This window comes from Streptomyces mashuensis, from assembly GCF_014654785.1.
GTDB classification, from domain to species: Bacteria; Actinomycetota; Actinomycetes; order Streptomycetales; family Streptomycetaceae; genus Streptomyces; species Streptomyces mashuensis.
In genome coordinates, this window is sequence record NZ_BNBD01000001.1 from 145048 (window position 1) to 162313 (window position 17266).

12 protein-coding genes are annotated in these 17266 nt (G+C 71.8%); 9 read left to right on the forward strand and 3 right to left on the reverse strand.

Going from position 1 to position 17266, the window contains the following annotated elements; all coding sequences use genetic code 11:
- The first annotated feature begins 366 nt into the window (after positions 1-366).
- The 8 genes from IE305_RS33715 to IE305_RS00620 all read left to right on the forward strand — a co-directional run bounded on the left by IE305_RS33715 (position 367) and on the right by IE305_RS00620 (position 10351).
- Positions 367-2586, forward strand: a complete 2220-nt coding sequence (locus IE305_RS33715) for an ATP-binding protein (RefSeq protein WP_373311482.1) — start codon at positions 367-369, stop codon at positions 2584-2586.
- Positions 2583-3026: a roadblock/LC7 domain-containing protein gene (locus tag IE305_RS00590; RefSeq protein ID WP_229890386.1), complete on the forward strand. Its 444-nt coding sequence runs from the start codon at positions 2583-2585 to the stop codon at positions 3024-3026. The genes IE305_RS33715 and IE305_RS00590 overlap by 4 nt, the downstream gene beginning before the upstream one ends.
- Positions 3023-3394: a DUF742 domain-containing protein gene (locus IE305_RS00595; protein ID WP_190127335.1), complete on the forward strand. Its 372-nt coding sequence runs from the start codon at positions 3023-3025 to the stop codon at positions 3392-3394. Before IE305_RS00590 ends, IE305_RS00595 begins: the two co-directional genes overlap by 4 nt.
- Positions 3372-4037: a GTP-binding protein gene (locus IE305_RS00600; protein WP_190127336.1), complete on the forward strand. Its 666-nt coding sequence runs from the start codon at positions 3372-3374 to the stop codon at positions 4035-4037. The genes IE305_RS00595 and IE305_RS00600 overlap by 23 nt, the downstream gene beginning before the upstream one ends.
- The gene (locus tag IE305_RS00605) at positions 4034-5593 is read left to right on the forward strand and encodes a cytochrome P450 (protein ID WP_373311483.1); all 1560 of its coding nucleotides are present in this window, start codon (positions 4034-4036) and stop codon (positions 5591-5593) included. Before IE305_RS00600 ends, IE305_RS00605 begins: the two co-directional genes overlap by 4 nt.
- Positions 5575-6726, forward strand: coding sequence for a cytochrome P450 family protein (locus IE305_RS00610; protein ID WP_229890560.1), 1152 nt, complete (start codon positions 5575-5577; stop codon positions 6724-6726). Before IE305_RS00605 ends, IE305_RS00610 begins: the two co-directional genes overlap by 19 nt.
- A 150-nt stretch (positions 6727-6876) precedes the next feature.
- Positions 6877-8928 carry an APC family permease gene (locus tag IE305_RS00615; RefSeq protein ID WP_190127338.1) on the forward strand — a complete coding sequence of 684 codons (2052 nt, stop codon included), beginning with the start codon at positions 6877-6879 and terminating at the stop codon, positions 8926-8928.
- A gap of 94 nt (positions 8929-9022) precedes the next feature.
- The gene (locus IE305_RS00620) at positions 9023-10351 is read left to right on the forward strand and encodes a class I SAM-dependent RNA methyltransferase (protein WP_190127339.1); all 1329 of its coding nucleotides are present in this window, start codon (positions 9023-9025) and stop codon (positions 10349-10351) included.
- Positions 10352-10774: 423 nt separating this feature from the next.
- On the opposite strand, the gene IE305_RS00625 is transcribed toward IE305_RS00620, so the two are convergent.
- From IE305_RS00625 to IE305_RS00635, 3 genes are all read right to left on the reverse strand, one after another.
- Positions 10775-11302 carry a hypothetical protein gene (locus IE305_RS00625; RefSeq protein ID WP_190127340.1) on the reverse strand — a complete coding sequence of 176 codons (528 nt, stop codon included), beginning with the start codon at positions 11300-11302 and terminating at the stop codon, positions 10775-10777.
- A gap of 318 nt (positions 11303-11620) precedes the next feature.
- The gene (locus IE305_RS00630; protein ID WP_190127341.1) at positions 11621-12019 is read right to left on the reverse strand and encodes a PIN domain-containing protein; all 399 of its coding nucleotides are present in this window, start codon (positions 12017-12019) and stop codon (positions 11621-11623) included.
- Positions 12016-12300, reverse strand: a complete 285-nt coding sequence (locus IE305_RS00635; protein ID WP_190127342.1) for a hypothetical protein — start codon at positions 12298-12300, stop codon at positions 12016-12018. Before IE305_RS00635 ends, IE305_RS00630 begins: the two co-directional genes overlap by 4 nt.
- Before the next feature lie 284 nt (positions 12301-12584).
- Here IE305_RS00635 and pglW point away from each other — a divergent pair, with 284 nt between their 5' ends.
- The gene (pglW, locus tag IE305_RS00640) at positions 12585-17255 is read left to right on the forward strand and encodes a BREX system serine/threonine kinase PglW (protein WP_190127343.1); all 4671 of its coding nucleotides are present in this window, start codon (positions 12585-12587) and stop codon (positions 17253-17255) included.
- Positions 17256-17266: the final 11 nt, after the last annotated feature.

A 17266-nucleotide genomic window follows, 5' to 3' on the forward strand; every position in this document is an offset into this window, starting at 1 on the left:
CGGAGTACCGCGCTGACCTGCACCATCACCCTGCTCACATCTTCCTTCTTCGGTTCGGCGCCCCCGGGCGAGCGCCCGTGGGTACGACGCGACATGCGCCCATGGGAGCTTTGTCCCCATCGGCGCATGGCACCACCGTATCCGCATCCCCGTGCGGTCCGGGCGGCGGACCGCCGATACCGGCAGCGAGGGGTGATCGTCAAGGGTTGTCCGGGCCACGCCGCGCGTGTCATCGCACACCGTGACGAAGATCGGACACACGGCCTCTTGCGTGGTTAGGATGATCAGCGTATTCCGCTTCTGGACGGGACGTCAGGACGCCGACCTGTCCGGCTGACCGCATGCCCTTTCGTCCAAGAGGAATTGATGTCGCATCACATACCGGAGGTGGTGATCTGGTGCCTGGTAGCAGCGCTGACCGCCGTCGCGGTGCTGCTGGCCCGGCAGCGGACGATCACCACCGGACTGCGCAGGCGCGTCACCCAGCTCGAGGACAGCGTCGGAGCGCGTGACGAGGAGCTCGGCCACCTCGTCGCCGTACGGCTGCCGGCCGTCGGCGACTCGGTGGGCCAGGAGGTGCCGCTGCCGGGCCCGCTGGACGACCGGCTGGCCGGTACGGAGTTCACCCGGCACCTCCAGGCGGTGATGGACCTCTTCACCCAGGCCGTCGACAAGGCGCAGGCCCGCGCCGACCAGTCCGCGAAGGCCGCGCTCAAGGCGTCGATGCGGGCCCTCCAGGGCCTGGCGCACGAGCAGCAGATGGCCATCTCCGAGATGCAGGAGCGGCACGACGACCCCGAGGTGCTGCGCGACCTGCTGGAGATCGACCACACGAACTCGCAGTTCGGGCGGCGTGCCCAGGCCATCGCCGTGCTCTGCGGCTCCTGGCCCGGGCGTCAGCGGGTCGCCTCGCCGCTGATGGACGTGGTGCGCGGCGCGACGTCGCGTATCCGCGACTACCGTCGCGTGCAGGTGCACGACCACTTGGACACCGCCGACATCGCCGTCATCAGCCGCGCCGTGGAGCCGGTGGTGCTGGCCGTCGCCGAGCTCCTCGACAACGCCGCCCGCCACTCGCAGCCCAACACGTCGGTGGAGGTCAGCCTCCAGCCCGTGCACAACGGTGCGTGCGTCGTCGTCGACGACGCGGGCGTGGGCATGGACGCGCAGGAGGTGCAGCGCGCGGCGGCCGTCCTGTCGGGGCGGCGCCCCGTGGACGTCTCGCGGCTCGGCGACCCGCCGCAGTTCGGCTTCCCGGTGATCGGGGTGCTGGCGGCGCGCTACGGCTTCAGCGTGTCGGTCGACACGCGCTCGCCGTACGGCGGTGTGCGCGCGGTCCTGTTCCTGCCGGGCGCGCTGCTCACGCAGCTGGAGCTGGACGGCCCGAGCACGACCCCCCTCACCACCCGCGCCTCCGACCACACCCGCGCCACCCGCCCCCGCCCCAACGGCCCGTCCCGCCGCCACGCCCGCCAGTCCCCCCACGACCACGGCCTGCCCACCCCGCCGGTCACCCCCGAGACACCGCTGATGCGCGGCGTCCCGTACCCGGAGACGCCGGCGGGCGGCACGTACGTGGCGGGGGCGACCCGGGGCGAAGGCCCCGCCCAGCCGGGCCGCCGCCGTGCGCCGGAGCCGCCGTTCGGCGGCGCCCGGACGGAGAACCCCGGCACGCCGGGAGCCCGGTTCGGACGACCGGCCGAGGAGACCGGCACGGGGATGCGGGGTGCACCTGGTGCGCCCGGTCCGTACGCGCCCGGCGCCGATGCGGCCGGTACCGCCGTGCCCGGTGGCGCGCGCGGTGCCGGAACGGCTCCGGCGGGTACGGCCGGCCCGGCCGGTGCGTACGCGCCCGGCGCGGAGGTGCGGGACGGCGCGGCCGGTCCGGCCAGTGCGGCCGGTGCGTTCGCGTCCGGCGCTGAGGCGCCGGAGGGCGCGGCCGGGAACCGGGCGCCGGGTGGTGCGCGTGGCGACGGCTGGGCGCCGGAGGGCTGGGCGGCCGACGCGGCCGGTGCCGCGGCGTCCGGCGGCGCACTCGGCGCCGAAGCGGGCCGGCACGGGCGCCCCGCGCCCGACGCCGCGGACGGCACCGCCGTGCCCGGCATGGCCCGTCCCTACGCTCCCCGCGTCGAGGCGCCGGCCGACGGCCACGGCGCCTCCGGCAGCACCGCGCCCCACGACCCGTCGCCGTTCGGCACGTCCGCCGGGGCCGGCGCCGCGCCGGGCGCCCCGGGCGCGTACCCGGCCGAGCCCCACCCCCCGGCCCCCGCCCCCGGCGGCACGGGCACCGCAGCCGGTGCACCCCCGGCCCCGCCGGGTGCCGGCGGCGACGCCGCCCCCGACGTGCACGGCACCACCGCCGGTGGGCTGCCCAAGCGGCGGCGCCGGCAGCCCGCGCGGGGGTTCGGGCGGCCGCTCGCGCCGCCCGTCGAGACGCCGCCCGAGCGGACCGCCGAGGAGACGGCACGGCGCATGGGCGCGTTCGCGCGCGGCACCCGTGCCGGCCGTACCGACGGCCGTGGGGAGCGGTACCACGGCGACGTACCCGCAGAAGCCGCAGAAGACGAAGGGAACCCGCACGCGTGAACGACCACATGAACAAGGATCTGAGCTGGATGCTGGACGAGGTCGTGAAGGTGCCGGAGGCCCGGCACGCGATCCTCCTCTCCGCCGACGGCATGCTGCGCGCCCACTCCGGCGGCATCGACCGCGACGAGGCCGAGCGGCAGGCCGCCGCCCTGTCCGGGCTCCAGTCCATCAGCCGCTCCACGGCCGAGTTCTGCACCCACCCCACGCACCAGGACACGCCGTGGCGGCAGACGCTGGTGGAGTTCGCCCACGGCTACGTCTTCCTCATCGCCGCCGGCCCCGGCGCGTACCTCGCCGTGTCCACCGGCGAGAACGTCGACATGGAGGCCGTCACCTACCGCATGCAGAAGACGGTCGACCGGCTCGGCAAGGAGCTCGTCACCCCGCCGCGGCAGGGCGTCTGGCCGCAGACGGGCGGCCCGCGGGGCCGGGCGTGACACCCCCGCCGGGCCCGGCCGCGCGGCGCGACAAGGGGCTCGTCCGCCCCTACGTCGTCACCGAGGGTCGCTCGCACCCCACCCGCAACACCTTTGACCTGGTCACCCTGGTCATGGCGCACGACGACCGGCCGCTGACCGGCCTCAGCCCCGAGAAGCGCGCGCTCATGGAACTCTGCCTGGGCGGCGCGCTGTCCGTCGCCGAGATCGCCGGCCACCTGATGCTCCCCGTCAGCGTCACCAAGGTGCTGCTCGGCGATCTCGTCGACAGCGGCCACCTGTCCACCCGGGCGCCCATCCCCTCGGCCGACCTGCCCGAGGCACAGATCCTGCAGGAGGTGCTCGATGGACTCCGCGCTCGCCTCTGACGGAGGCATCGTCCCCCCATCCGTCCCACCCGCCCCCTCCGACGGCGGCGGCCGCTATCTGCGGCAGTCCGTGCGCACCGCCGTGAAGATCCTGGTCGTGGGCCACTTCGCGGTCGGCAAGACCACGTTCGTCGGCTCGCTCTCCGAGATCCGGCCGCTGCGCACCGAGGAGCAGATGACGCAGGCCGGCGCCTACGTCGACGACCTGGCCGGCATCCAGGGCAAGACCACCACCACGGTCGCCATGGACTTCGGCCGCCTGACGCTCAGCGACAGCCTGGTCCTCTACCTCTTCGGCGCCCCCGGCCAGCAGCGCTTCACCCGGCTGTGGCAGGACATGACGCAGGGCGCGCTGGGCGCCCTCGTGCTGGCCGACACCCGGCGGCTGGAGCAGTCGTTCGACGTGATGGGGCTGCTGGAGGAGCACGGCCTGCCGTACGCCGTGGCCGTCAACCACTTCGACGGCGCGCCGGTCCACCCCGACGAGGAGATCCGCGAGGCCCTGGACCTGCTCCCGGAGACGCCGCTGGTGACGTGCGACGCCCGCGACCGGGTCTCCTCGACGCGGGCGCTCATCACCCTCGTGGAATACCTCCAGTCCCTCCAGTCCCTCCGAGCCGGTACCGCCCAGGAGTACGTGTGACCCACCGCCCCGACGCCGGCCCCACTCCGCCGCCGGGCTGCCCCGCACACCAGCCGTACCAGGCCGGCCGGCCGCACCTCGCCGGTCAGCCGTACCCCGCCGGTCAGCCGTACCCCGGCAGCCCGGCCCCGTCGTACGTGCCGCACCAGGAGCCGTTGCCCGTCACCCCCCTCTACGGGCCCGACTTCGCCGCCGACCCGCACACCGTCTACCGGCGGCTGCGCGAGCTCGGCCCCGCCGCGCCGGTGGAACTGGCGCCGCGGGTCCGGGCCACCCTGGTCACCGACTACCGGGCCGCGCTGGACGTGCTGCGCATGCCGGGGACGTTCTCCAAGGACGCCCGCCGCTGGCGGGCCCTGGCGGAGGGCCGCGTCGAGGCGGACAACCCGGTGGTGCCCATGATGGCCTACCGGCCCAACTGCCTGTTCTCCGACGGCGACGAGCACCGCCGCTACCGCCAGGCCGTCGACGACAGCCTCGCCCGCATCGACCCCAACGCGCTGCGCGGCTACGTCGAGCGCAGCGCCGACAGCCTCATCGACCGCTTCACCGCGCTCGGCGAGGCCGACCTGCTCGGTTCGTACGCCAAGGTGCTGCCGCTGCTGGTCTTCCAGCAGCTCTTCGGCTGCCCCACCGAGCTCGGCGACCGGCTCGTCGAGGGCTTCTCCGGCATCTTCGACGGCGTCGACGCCGAACGCGCCGACGCCCTCATCACCAGCAGCCTCACCGAGCTCATCGCCCTCAAACGCCGCACCCCGGGCGCCGACGTCACGTCGTGGCTGATGGCGCACCCGGCGCAGCTCGACGACGAGGAGATGCTCCACCAGCTCGTCGTGCTCATCGGCGCCGGCACCGAGCCCCAGCAGAACCTCATCGCCAACGCGCTGCGGCTGCTGCTCGCCGACGACCGCTTCGCCGGCGACCTGGCCGGCGGCAGCCTGCCCGTCGAGGACGCCCTCGACGAGGTGCTGTGGCTCGACCCGCCGATGGCCAACTACGCCGTCCACTACCCGGTGGAGGACGTGGCCTTCGGCGGCGTACCGGTGCGGGCCGGCGAGCCCGTCGTCGTCAGCTTCGCCGCCGCCAACACCGACCCGGCCCTGCGCTCCGACCGCCGCCTGGGCAACCGCGCCCACCTCGCCTGGAGCGCGGGCCCGCACCACTGCCCCGCCAAGGACTCGGCGCGGCTCATCGCTGCCGCCGCCGTCGAACGCCTGCTGGACCGGCTCCCCGACCTCGAACTCGCCGTACCCGCCGACCGGCTGGTGTGGCGCCCGGGACCGTTCCACCGCGCCCTGACCGCCCTGCCCGTCCGATTCCCCCCGGTGCCCGTGCCCACCCCCGCACCCGCGCCCGTCACGCCGGGCGCGCCGCACCCCCCGGCGGCCGAGCAGCCGCCGGCCCCGACCCCAGGAGAGAGCCGATGGAACGCCAGACCTGCCCCGTCGTCATCGACCCCAGCGGCCGCGACATCCACGGCGAGGCCGCCCGCATCCGGGCCCACGGGCCGGCGGTCCCCGTGGAACTCCCTGGCGGCGTGGTGGCATGGGCAGTGACCTCGCAGGCCCTGCTGAAGCGCCTGCTCACCGACCCCCGCGTCTCCAAGGACCCGCACCGCCACTGGCCCGCCTGGATCAACGGTGAGATCTCGCCGGAGTGGCCGCTGTACACCTGGGTCGCGGTGACGAACATGTTCACCGCGTACGGCAGCGACCACAAGCGGCTGCGCACCCTCGTCGCCAAGGCGTTCACCGCCCGCCGCACCGCCGCCCTTCGTCCCCGCATCGAGCGGATGGCCGCGGACCTCCTCGACGCGCTGGACGCCACCGCGCCGGGCGAGGTCGTCGACCTGCGCGAGGCGTACGCGTACCCCATCCCGATCCAGGTGATCTGCGAGCTGTTCGGCGTCGAGGACGAGGCCACCCGCGAGGGGCTGCGCCGCTGCGTCGACTCGATCTTCCACACCGCCGCCGGCCCGGAGGAGGTCACGGCCACCTACACCGAGCTGTACGGCCTGCTGCGCGGCATCGTCGCCGCCAAGCGCGAGCGGCCCGGCGACGACATGACCAGCGTGCTGATCTCCGCGCGCGACGAGGACGACTCGCGGCTGGGCGAGCAGGAACTCGTCGACACGCTGCTGCTGATGATCGGCGCCGGGCACGAGACGACGGTCAACCTCCTCGACAACGCCATCCACCTGCTCCTCTCCCACCCCGAGCAGCTGGCGCTGGTGCGCGCGGGCAAGGCCGGCTGGCAGGACGTGATCGAGGAGACGCTGCGCGTCCAGGCGCCCGTGGCCAACCTGCCGCTGCGGTACGCGGTCGAGGACATCGAGGTCGGTGGGGGAGTGGTGCTGCGCAAGGGCGACGCGATCCTCGCCGCGTACGCCGCGGCCGGCCGCGACCCGCAGATTCACGACAGGGTCGGCGATGGGGTCGGCGATGGGGATTCGGCCCGTTTCGATGTGATGCGTACCACGAAGGAGCACCTCTCCTTCGGCCACGGCGTCCACTTCTGCCTGGGCGCCCCGCTGGCGCGCCTGGAGGCCGAGATCGCCCTGCCCGCGCTCTTCGCGCGCTACCCGGACATGGAACTGACGGTTCCGGCCGAGGGCCTGGAGCCCGTGGAATCCTTCATCTCCAACGGCCACCGCTCACTTCCCGTGACCCTGCGGCCACGGCGCGCCTGATCTCCGGCGGCGTCCGCGGAACACCCCCGGACGCACCCCGAGCCCCCGCGGCTGCCCGCAGCCGCGGGTCTTAACGACCCCTTAACGCATTTTTGTGCCCCCGCGCAGCCGGGTGGGCGGCAGGCTTGCGGAGCCCTTACGATCCTCTGCGTGTCCAAACTGACCGACCTGCCGAAACGGATCATCATCGGCCGGGCGCTGCACAGCGACAGGCTCGGAGAGACCCTCCTGCCCAAGCGCATCGCCCTCCCCGTCTTCGCCTCCGACCCGCTCTCCTCCGTGGCGTACGCTCCGGGCGAAGTGCTGCTCGTCCTGTCCGTGGCAGGTGTGTCCGCCTACAACTTCAGCCCCTGGATCGCCGTCGCGGTCGTCGTGCTGATGTTCACGGTGGTCGCCTCGTACCGCCAGAACGTCCACGCCTACCCCAGTGGCGGCGGCGACTACGAAGTCGCCAACACCAACCTCGGGCCCAAGGCCGGCCTGACGGTCGCCAGCGCCCTGCTGGTCGACTACGTCCTGACCGTCGCCGTCTCGATCTCCTCCGGCATCGAGAACCTCGGCTCCGCCGTCCCGTTCATCATCGAGCACAAGACCATCTGCGCCATCGCGGTGATCCTGCTGCTCACGCTGATGAACCTGCGCGGCGTGAAGGAGTCCGGCAAGCTCTTCGCCATCCCGACGTACGTGTTCGTCGGCGGCGTCTTCCTCATGATCGCCTGGGGCGCCTTCCGCGGCCTGGTCCTCGGCGACTCGATGCGGGCCCCCACCGCCGACTACACGATCAACGCCGAGCACAAGGGCCTGGCCGGCTTCGCCCTCGTCTTCCTGCTGCTGCGCGCGTTCTCCTCCGGCTGCGCCGCCCTCACGGGCGTCGAGGCGATCAGCAACGGCGTGCCCGCCTTCCGCAAGCCGAAGAGCAGGAACGCCGCCACGACGCTGGCCCTCATGGGCGGCCTGGCCGTCACCATGTTCTGCGGCATCATCGCCCTCGCCATGGTCACGCACGTGCGCATGGCCGAGGACCCGGCCGTCCACCTGCTGAAGAACGGCAGCCCGGTCGGCGACGGCTACACCCAGAACCCGGTGATCTCGCAGGTCGCCGAGGCCGTCTTCGGCAGCGGCTCGTTCCTCTTCGTGGTGCTCGCCGCGGCCACCGCGCTCGTGCTGTTCCTGGCCGCCAACACCGCGTACAACGGCTTCCCGCTGCTGGGCTCGATCCTCGCCCAGGACCGCTACCTGCCGCGCCAGCTGCACACCCGCGGCGACCGCCTGGCGTTCTCCAACGGCATCGTGCTGCTGGCCGCCGCCGCGGCCGTACTGGTCTACCTCTACGGCGCCGACTCCACGAAGCTGATCCAGCTCTACATCGTGGGCGTCTTCGTCTCCTTCACCCTCAGCCAGACCGGCATGGTCCGGCACTGGAACCGCCACCTGCGGACGGAGACCGACCCTGCCGCCCGCCGCCGCATGGTCCGCTCCCGCGCGATCAACACCTTCGGCGCCTTCTTCACCGGCCTGGTGCTGGTCGTCGTGCTGCTGACCAAGTTCACGCACGGCGCCTGGGTCGCCCTGCTCGGCATGGTCGTCTTCTACGTGACGATGACCGCCATCCGCCGCCACTACGACAGCGTGGCCGAGGAGATCGCGGTCGCCGACGACGCCGGCGACGACGTCGTCCGCCCCTCGCGCCTGCACTCCATCGTCCTGGTCTCCAAGGTCCACAAGCCCACGCTGCGGGCCCTGGCCTACGCCAAGCTCATGCGCTCGGACAACCTGGAGGCGCTGAGCATCAGCGTGGACCCGGAGGAGACGAAGACGCTGCGCGAGGAGTGGGAACGGCGCGGCATCGACGTCCCGCTGAAGATCCTCGACTCGCCGTACCGCGAGATAACCCGGCCCGTCATCGACTACGTCAAGAGCCTCCGCAAGGAGAGCCCGCGCGACGCGGTCAGCGTCTTCATCCCCGAGTACGTGGTCGGCCACTGGTACGAGCACCTGCTGCACAACCAGAGCGCACTGCGCCTGAAGGGCCGGCTGCTGTTCACGCCGGGCGTGATGGTGACGTCGGTGCCGTGGCAGCTGGACTCCTCGGAGGCCGCCCGCCGCCGCGCCCGCAAGCGCGCGGAGTGGAACGCGCCGGGGTCCGTGCGCCGGGGCCCCGTGCCGCAGCAGCGCCGCGAGAAGGCGGCGGCGAAGGACTAGCGGGACGGAGCAGGGCGGGACACCGGTCTAAACTGGACGGCTGTCCCGCCTTTCTCTTTTCTTTCATTCTTTCTACGCTCTGGAGCCGACCGAGATGCAGCCCACCCCCGCCACCTCTCTGGTAGGCCAGGAGTACGAGGTCGAGGTGGGCCCGGTGGCGCACGGCGGCCACTGCGTGGCCCGCACGGAGGGCGGCCGGGTGCTGTTCGTACGGCACGCGCTGCCGGGCGAACGCGTGGTGGCGAGGGTCACGGAGGGGGAGGAATCCTCCCGTTTCCTCCGTGCCGACGCGGTCGAGATCCTCACTCCTTCCAAGGACCGGGTGGAGGCCCCCTGCCCGTTCTCCGGCCCGGGGAAGTGCGGCGGCTGTGACTGGCAGCACGCGAAGCCGGGCGCGCAGCGCCGCCTGAAGGGCGAGGTCGTCGCGGAGCAGCTCAAGCGCCTGGCGGGCCTGACGCCGGAGGAGGCCGGCTGGGACGGCACGGTCGTCCCGGCGGAGGGCGACAAGGTCCCGGCGGGCCAGGTCCCGGCGTGGCGCACGCGGGTGCAGTACGCGATCGACGCGGAGGGCCACGCCGGCCTGCGGAAGCACCGCTCGCACGAGGTCCAGGTGATCGACCGCTGCCTGATCGCGGCGGAGGGCGTGTCGGAGCTGGGCGTCGAGAAGCGCACGTGGCCGCAGATGGCCTCGGTGGAGGCGATCGCGGCGAGCGGCTCGAACGACCGCCAGGTGATCCTGACCCCGCGCCCGGGCGGCCGCCTCCCGCTGGTCGACCTGGACAAGCCGGTGTCGGTCCTGCGCGTGGGCGAGAAGGACGGCCAAATCCACCGGGTCCACGGCCGCGCCTTCGTCCGCGAGCGGGCGGCGGACCGCACGTGGCGCGTCTCGGAGGGCGGCTTCTGGCAGGTCCACCCGAAGGCGGCGGACACCCTGGTCCAGGCCGTCATGCAGGGCCTCATGCCGCGCAAGGGCGACATGGCCCTCGACCTCTACTGCGGCGTCGGCCTCTTCGCGGGCGCCCTGGCGGAGCGCGTGGGCGAGAAGGGCGCCGTCCTGGGCATCGAGTCCGGCAAGCGCGCGGTCGAGGACGCCCGCCACAACCTCCGCGACCTGGACCGCGTCCGCATCGAAGAGGGCAAGGTCGACCAGGTCCTCCCCCGCACCGGCATCACGGCAGCCGACATCATCGTCCTCGACCCCCCACGCGCCGGCGCCGGCAAGCAGACGGTCCGCCACCTGGCCTCCCTCACCCCCCGCCGCATCGCCTACGTGGCCTGCGACCCGGCAGCCCTGGCCCGCGACCTGAAGTACTTCGCGGAGGAGGGCTACCGGCCGGTGACGCTGCGGGCGTTCGACTTGTTCCCGATGACGCATCATGTGGAGTGCGTCGCCATCCTCAAGCCTGTCGCGAAGGGCGTGTGACCTGCGGTTTTGTGGGTGCGCGTTATGTGCGGTGTGGGCGTTACGGGAGATATCTTGACGCTGAAATGACGCTCGTGACGCTCATTTGACGCTCGTTCTGATGGAGTGTCAGCCGACTGATCGCGAAGGTCGTGCTGGGTGGGAGGCATGCTCCCGAGGACTGTCTTTGCGGAAACGTGAAGGAAGGCGGCCGGGTTCCGGCGCCGCCGGCTACGGTGGTAGGCGCGCTCCCGCCGTGCCTTGGCGGGCCGGGCGTGGCGGTGCGGATGCCCAGCGTGAACGTCACGCGTGGCTGTGGCGGAGGGCCTGGCTTCCGCCCAGCGGCCGGGGTTGTCCATGTCCGCGCGGGCGGCGTCTTCCCTGTTGCCGTCAGCTCGGTCTCCGCGACCTGCTGCAAGTCAGCCCGTGGCTCGGCCGGGACCTTCAGCCACTGAACTTCGCGCGCAAGCGTTCGTTCTCCTTCTCCAGAGCCTTGACACGTCGTTCGAGTTCGGCTCGTGTCGGCTTCTTCGGCGGCGGAGGAGGAGACGGGGGTTCTGCGGCTTCCGGTGGCTCGCCACGCAGTCCTATGGGTTCGAAGGCCACGATCGTTTGGCGGTCTTCCCCGCACTCCGAGCATCGCTTGTCGTATGACCCGGCGGAGAGGGGGTCGGGGTACGTGCAGTGCGCCTCTGTCTCGATGATGTGGCCGCAGTGCAGCCGGACACGCCACCGCATGATCTCGTGGTCGGCCTTCTTGAAGGACTGCATCAGCTTCGCGACGTTCTCGAACGCGTGGCGGCGACGCTCTGCCCTCTCCGGGTCTGCCCGGCATTTGGCGTTGTCCTCCTCGACCTGACGCCGAGCCCACCGGCTGGTCTTCCCGCTCTCCTTTTGACGGTTGTGGTCCCTGCGGGTGAGTTCATACTCCTCCAACGGAACGCCGCTGCTCCGGTATTTGACTTCGCGCATGACGGGCCAGCGTAGAGGCGGCGCCTACGCAGCCGTGGGGATGAACGGCCTTGGTCAACCAGCTTGCGGATTCTGCCCATGAGTGACCGCCGGGGTGCGTACTGGCACAGGGGGCCGGTCTCCACGAAGCCGCTGATGGTTGACCGGATTCGTGGTCACAGCAGTCAGGCTCCATGCGTTCCGTTCTCCATGACCGCGTGTGGGAGCTTGTGTGGCGACCGCGAAGGCATCCGTAGAACCTGGCGCTGACAACGGGGAGGACGGAGCCTGTCCGACGGCGTCACGGTCGTGCGTCAGACCTTGAGCACGAGGAGGGAGTCAGACCTTCTCGGCGGTCACGCGCGGGTGGTCGGCGGTGAGGATGGCGATGTGCTCGACGTCGGATGTCAGGATCGTGACACGGCCGGGCTGGGCGAGGGCGGTGGCGCAGAGCATGGCGTCGATGGCGTATTTGTGGCCGTGCAGCCCGGTCGTGCGCAGCAGAGCGGCGGCGGACTGGGCGAGGGCCTGGGTGACCGGCTCGACCCGCAGCCGGGACAGCGTCCACTTCAGGGCGGCGTCGTTGATCCGGGGGTGGATCACTTCGACGAGGACCGCGGCCGAGGTGATCACCGGAAGGTCGGCGTCGCGGGCGGCGGTGAGCCATTCATGGACCTCGCGGTCGCGCTGTACGGCTTTGGCCAGGCCCTCGCTGTCCAGGATGAGCGCGCCGCTCACGCGGCTGCCCCGGCATCGGAGGACGTGCCACTGGTGAGCTTGGCGCGCTTGGCGGCCACGGCATCCGGGTCGGCGGGGCCGTGGGTCTGGTCGAAGTCGGCGATCAGCTCGTCCAGGTTGTCGCGCTCGATCTGTCGCTGGGCGGCCCTCTCCAGGTACGCGGACACACCGCGCTTGCCGACCCGCTCACGGATCGCCTGCAGGGTGCCGGCGGTCAGGGAGACGGAGATGCCGCTGGTGGGGCCGTCGCCGGGAGGGAAGTCGGTGCCGTCATCAGCCATGACCCGAGTATGGCATTTCAAATGCCATAAGGCGAGATCTCCGGCGGTGGTGACCTCGGGCCCCCTGGGCCGGCGGGCGTGTGTCGAAAGTGCGCAGGCGGCGCCCATAGCGTCCGCACCGCACATTGATCTTGCACCCGATGTGCGTCATGCACGTCGCTGACCGTGGTGTCAGTGCCGCCCTCTAAGATTTCTCACTGCGGGGGCAGCCTCACGTTCCTGGCCGCGGTGGGAGTCCACGGCAGGCACAGGGGTGCGCAGACAGACAATAGGCGGGGAGTCGCATGCTGGAAGGCCGGTGGAGAGCGGTCACCGAGTCCGGGTACGAGCACGAGCGCCGCGGTCTGGACGCCATCCGCAAGCGCCTGCCGGACGAGGAGCCGTGGCGGGCCTGGTCGAACTTCATGTTCACCGCGAACAGCGGGCATGTCCGTGAGGTTGACCTGCTGGTCACCTCTCCGGCCGGTGTGTTCCTCGTCGAGCTCAAGGACTGGCACGGCTCGGTGAGCGGCGGAGGCAACGACTGGGTACAGACCACGCCTGGCGGGACCCACCGGCGCCACAGCAATCCTCTGCACCTTGCGAACCGGAAGGCCAAGGAGCTTTCCGGTCTGATCAACGACGCCATGGGCCGGAGCGGGGGCCGGCCGAAGGTCTGGGTGGGCGAGGCGGTCTGCTTCACCGACGACAAGCTCCGCCTGCACCTTCCTGCCGCCGACCTGAACGGCGTGTTCACGATCAAGCAGCTCGTGGACATGCTGTCCGAGCCGCCGGGAGACGCGCGGCGCCGTATAACGGCCGAGACGTCCCGCCACGTCGACAGGGCCCTGAAGAAGCTCGGCATGGCACCTGTCCGCCGCCGGCATGAGGTGGGCTCCTACCTCCTGGAGCCGAAGGCGTTCGATTCCGGGCCCACCTGGGCCGACTATCTGGGCCGGCACACTCAGCTGCACGACGTCGCACGGGTGCGGGTCTTCCTCAGTGAGCGTGGCGCCTCCGACGCCGAGCGGCGTTCCGCCGAGCGGGCTGCCGCTCGTGAGGCGCTGGTGCTCAGCCGGTTCCGGCATCCGGGTGCCGTGCAGCTGAAGAGCTACCTGCCGTCCGGGCATCCCGCCGGGCCTGCCATCCTCTTCGCCTATCACCCGGAGACGCTGCGCCTGGACGACTACCTGGTGCAGTACGGCGGCCGGCTGGACCTGCGGCAACGCCTCGCCCTGGTGCGGCAGCTCGCCGAGACGGTGCGCTCTGCTCACTCCCGGCGCGTCCACCACCGCACGCTGTCGGCGCATTCGGTGCACGTCATTCCGCGCGATCGCGGCCCGCGCGGGCGGGAACTCAGTGAGGAGCGGCGGTGGCTGAGCCCGTCGCTGCAGATCGCGGACTGGCAGATTGCCACGGGACAGAGCGCCAGCCGGGGCAGGCCCCTGACCCTGGCTCCCACGAACGTGTCGGGACTCCACGCCTCGGAGCAGGCTGATCCGTATCTGGCACCGGAGCTGGGGATCGCGAAGGCCGATCCGGTGCGACTGGACGTGTACGGGCTCGGTGTTCTCACGTACCTCCTGGTCACCGGGCAGGCGCCCGGCGTGAGCCAGGGCGAGGTCATGGCACGCCTGGAAGCCGGTGAGAGCCTGCGGCCGAGTCTCCTGGCCGACGGGCTCACCCCGGACATCGACGACCTGGTCGAGGCGTCCACGGCGTACAAGCCGGGCCGGCGTCTGTCCACGGTCGACGACTTCCTGGAGATGCTGGAGTACATCGAGCAGGCATTCGCCGAGAAGGACTCCCCCGCCGCGGTCCCGGCCTCCGGCGCGGGCCGGAACGGTGGCGGGCCGCCAGGGGAGACGGACGAGGACCGCGGCGAACCGGAGAAGGATCCCCTGGAGGCCGTCGCCGGGGATGTGCTCGCCGGGCGCTGGGAGGTCGTGCGCCGGCTCGGTACGGGATCGACCTCCCGTGCGTTTCTGGTCCGGGACCTGGCGGGCGAACCGCGGCGCAGCGGTGCTCTGCCGGTGGCGGTGCTTAAGGTCGCGCTGAACGAGGCCAAGCACGGGATCCTGGACAGGGAGGCCGAGGTCCTCGGCCGTATTCACCGGGACTCCAGCATCATCGCGCTGTACGAACGGGAGCCGCTCACGCTCGCGGGCCGCCGGGTACTCGTTCTCGAATACGTCGGCGACAGCCGCGAGCTGAAGGACCAGGACGGCGGCGGGAAGGGCCCGAAGCGGCGTGAGGACACCGTCGCGCGTCAGCTGCGGGACAACGGACGCCTGGGCATGGACCAGCTGGAGGCATACGGGAAGTACCTGTTCGGCGCCGTGGAGCATCTGGAGGCGGAGGGAATCTGGCACCGGGACCTGAAGCCGGACAACATCGCCATCCGTATCCGCCCCAACAGCACCCGGCAGCTGGTGCTGATCGACTTCTCGCTGGCCGGGTACCCGGCGAAGGAGATCGAGGCGGGCACCGAGGGCTACCTCGACCCGTTCCTGGGAATGGTCACGCGCGGCTCGTACGACGGTCACGCCGAGCGGTACGCGCTCGCGGTGACGTTGCACGAGATGGCGTCGAACGAGCTGCCCCGATGGGGCGACGGGTCGGTCACGGCCCGGCAGACCGACTCGAAGGAGTGGCCCTACCCGCAGCTCGCCACTGATGCCTTCGAGCCGGCGATTCGCGACGGCCTGGTGGCCTTCTTCCGCAAGGCCCTGGCCCGGGAGGTGAAGGACCGCTTCCCGGACCTCAAGCCGATGGAGCGCGCCTGGCAGGCAATCTTCCTTGACGCCCAGCGGACGACGGCCCCCAGCTCCGGGCACGGGGCGGCGGACGATGCCGGCGCTGCGCGTGCAGCCGGCCCGTTGATCGGACGGGAGGACGACGACGCCACCGCCGAGCAGATCCGTGACCAGCAGGCGGCGCGGGCCGACCGTACGACACCGCTGTCCGTGGCGGGCCTCACGCTCTCCGCGCAGTCCCAGCTGTTCGCCCTGGGGCTGAACACCGTCGGGGACGTGCTGGAGTACTCGGCGAGGAAGTTCCTCACCGCGCCAGGTATGGGCGCACGCACCCGGGACGAGATCCAGCGCCGGCAGAAGGAGTGGAACCTCCGCCTCGGTAAAGCGGTCCCCTCGCCGCTGAGCGCGGAAGCCCGCAAGGCCGCGAGCCAGGAGATCACGGAGCTGGAACAGGCGGTTGCCGAAGCACTGGCAGCGGAGGGGCGTCACTGCACCGACTCGCCGGTGCTGGGCGCGCTGAGCCTTGACGCGCTTGCCTCCCGCCTCGTGCCCAGACCGTCCGGTGGCAGTGCCCGTTCCAATGCCACGGAACGCGAAGCGATCCGGCTGCTGCTGCGGCTGCCCGACGAGAAGGGCAAGCTGCCCGAGGGGCTGCCCTGGATGCGTCAGAGGGACGTCGCCGACGCGCTGGGCCTGACAGCGGGGCGTATCCCGCAAATCGTGAAGAAAGCTCGCGAACGCTGGCATAACGACCCGGCCCTGGCGCTCCTGCGGGAACAGGTGGTGGAACTTCTCGCCGAACGTGGGCGCGTGGCTTCGTTGATCGAACTCGCTGACGCACTGATCGCCCGACGTGGCACCCTCCAGCGGGTGAAACGGCGTGACCGGCGCGCACTGGCCCTGTCGCTGCTGCGCGCGGTGGTGGAGCGGGAGAGCTACGACAACGAGTCCCCGCAGCTCTTCCGCTACTTCCATGCCCGGATGCCCAAGGGCGCCGACCCGGTACTCGGCCTGCTCGCCCTGGACGTCCGCGAAGGTGCGGACGGCCCGGACACCCCTACGTTGCCCGCCCTGCAGGACTACGCCCTCAACCTCGGCATGCGGGCCGACCGCCTGGCGGCACTCGAATCCCTGCCCACGGCGAACACGGTCCTCACCGAGCTGGACGCGGTGCGACGGCCACCGGGCACCCTGGGCTGGGACGAGAGGCGCACCGCCGAGATCGCGGTCGCCGCCTCCACCCGGGCTGCCCTCACGCCTCGTCTGGAGATCTACCCGCGCGACCTGGACCTGGTGCGCGCACTGCGGATCACGCAGGCCGGTGTGATCGCCGTCCAGCCGGGCGTCGAAGAGGAGCGGCAGCCGGGCCTGACGGTCGACGCCCTGCACAAGCGGGTCACCACCCGCTTCCCCGACCTGGGCACCGATCCACTGGCGCCGCGCGAACTGCCCACCGGCAGCGACCTGGTACGCGCCCTGAAGGGAGCCGGTTTCGAGCTGAAACTGGCCACGCGCTACGACGGTGTGCTCCGTCTCATCCCGGACCGGCCGTCCGGGGACGTCACCGCCGGGCTGACCTCGGCGAGCTGGGGTCCCTCGGCTGCACGCCACTCCACTCCCACGCAGTACGACGCGGATACGACCGTCGCTGCCGCCGTCAAGGCCGAGCAGCGGCTCGTGCACTCGGCGCGGCAGGACGGCTTCCGGGTCCTCACCGTCCCCCCGCGAAGTGTCGAGGAGGCGGTGCGCAGGCTGGCCGGCGAACCGTACCGGGCACGACCCGTGTCGTTGACCGGGATCTTCCTGGAAGAACTGCGGGGCGTGGTCGGTGAGGCGGCCCGTCCGACCTGGGAGACCATCCTCAAGGCGGACGCCGCCGAACCCGGCACTCGGCCGTTCCAGCAGCTGCGCATCCGCACCGACAAGGCGTGGGGGCGCGTGGAGCCTCGACTGCGAGAAGAGCTGGCTCAAGGGCAGGGTCCGCTGCTGCTGACCGACACCGTGGTCCTGGCCCGGTACGACGCGTTCGACCTTCTCGGCCGGCTCGCCGAGGAAGCCCGTCAGGGTGGCAGCCCCCTGTGGCTCCTCGTCGCCCAGTCCGACCCGGCCCGGCCACCACGGCTGGCCGGGCAGAGCGTGCCGTACCAAGCGGGCTTCGACGAGTGGATAGTCGTTACCGATGGCTGGGTCGCACGCAAGCACCTCGCACCGGACGCCTGACCGCTGACCCG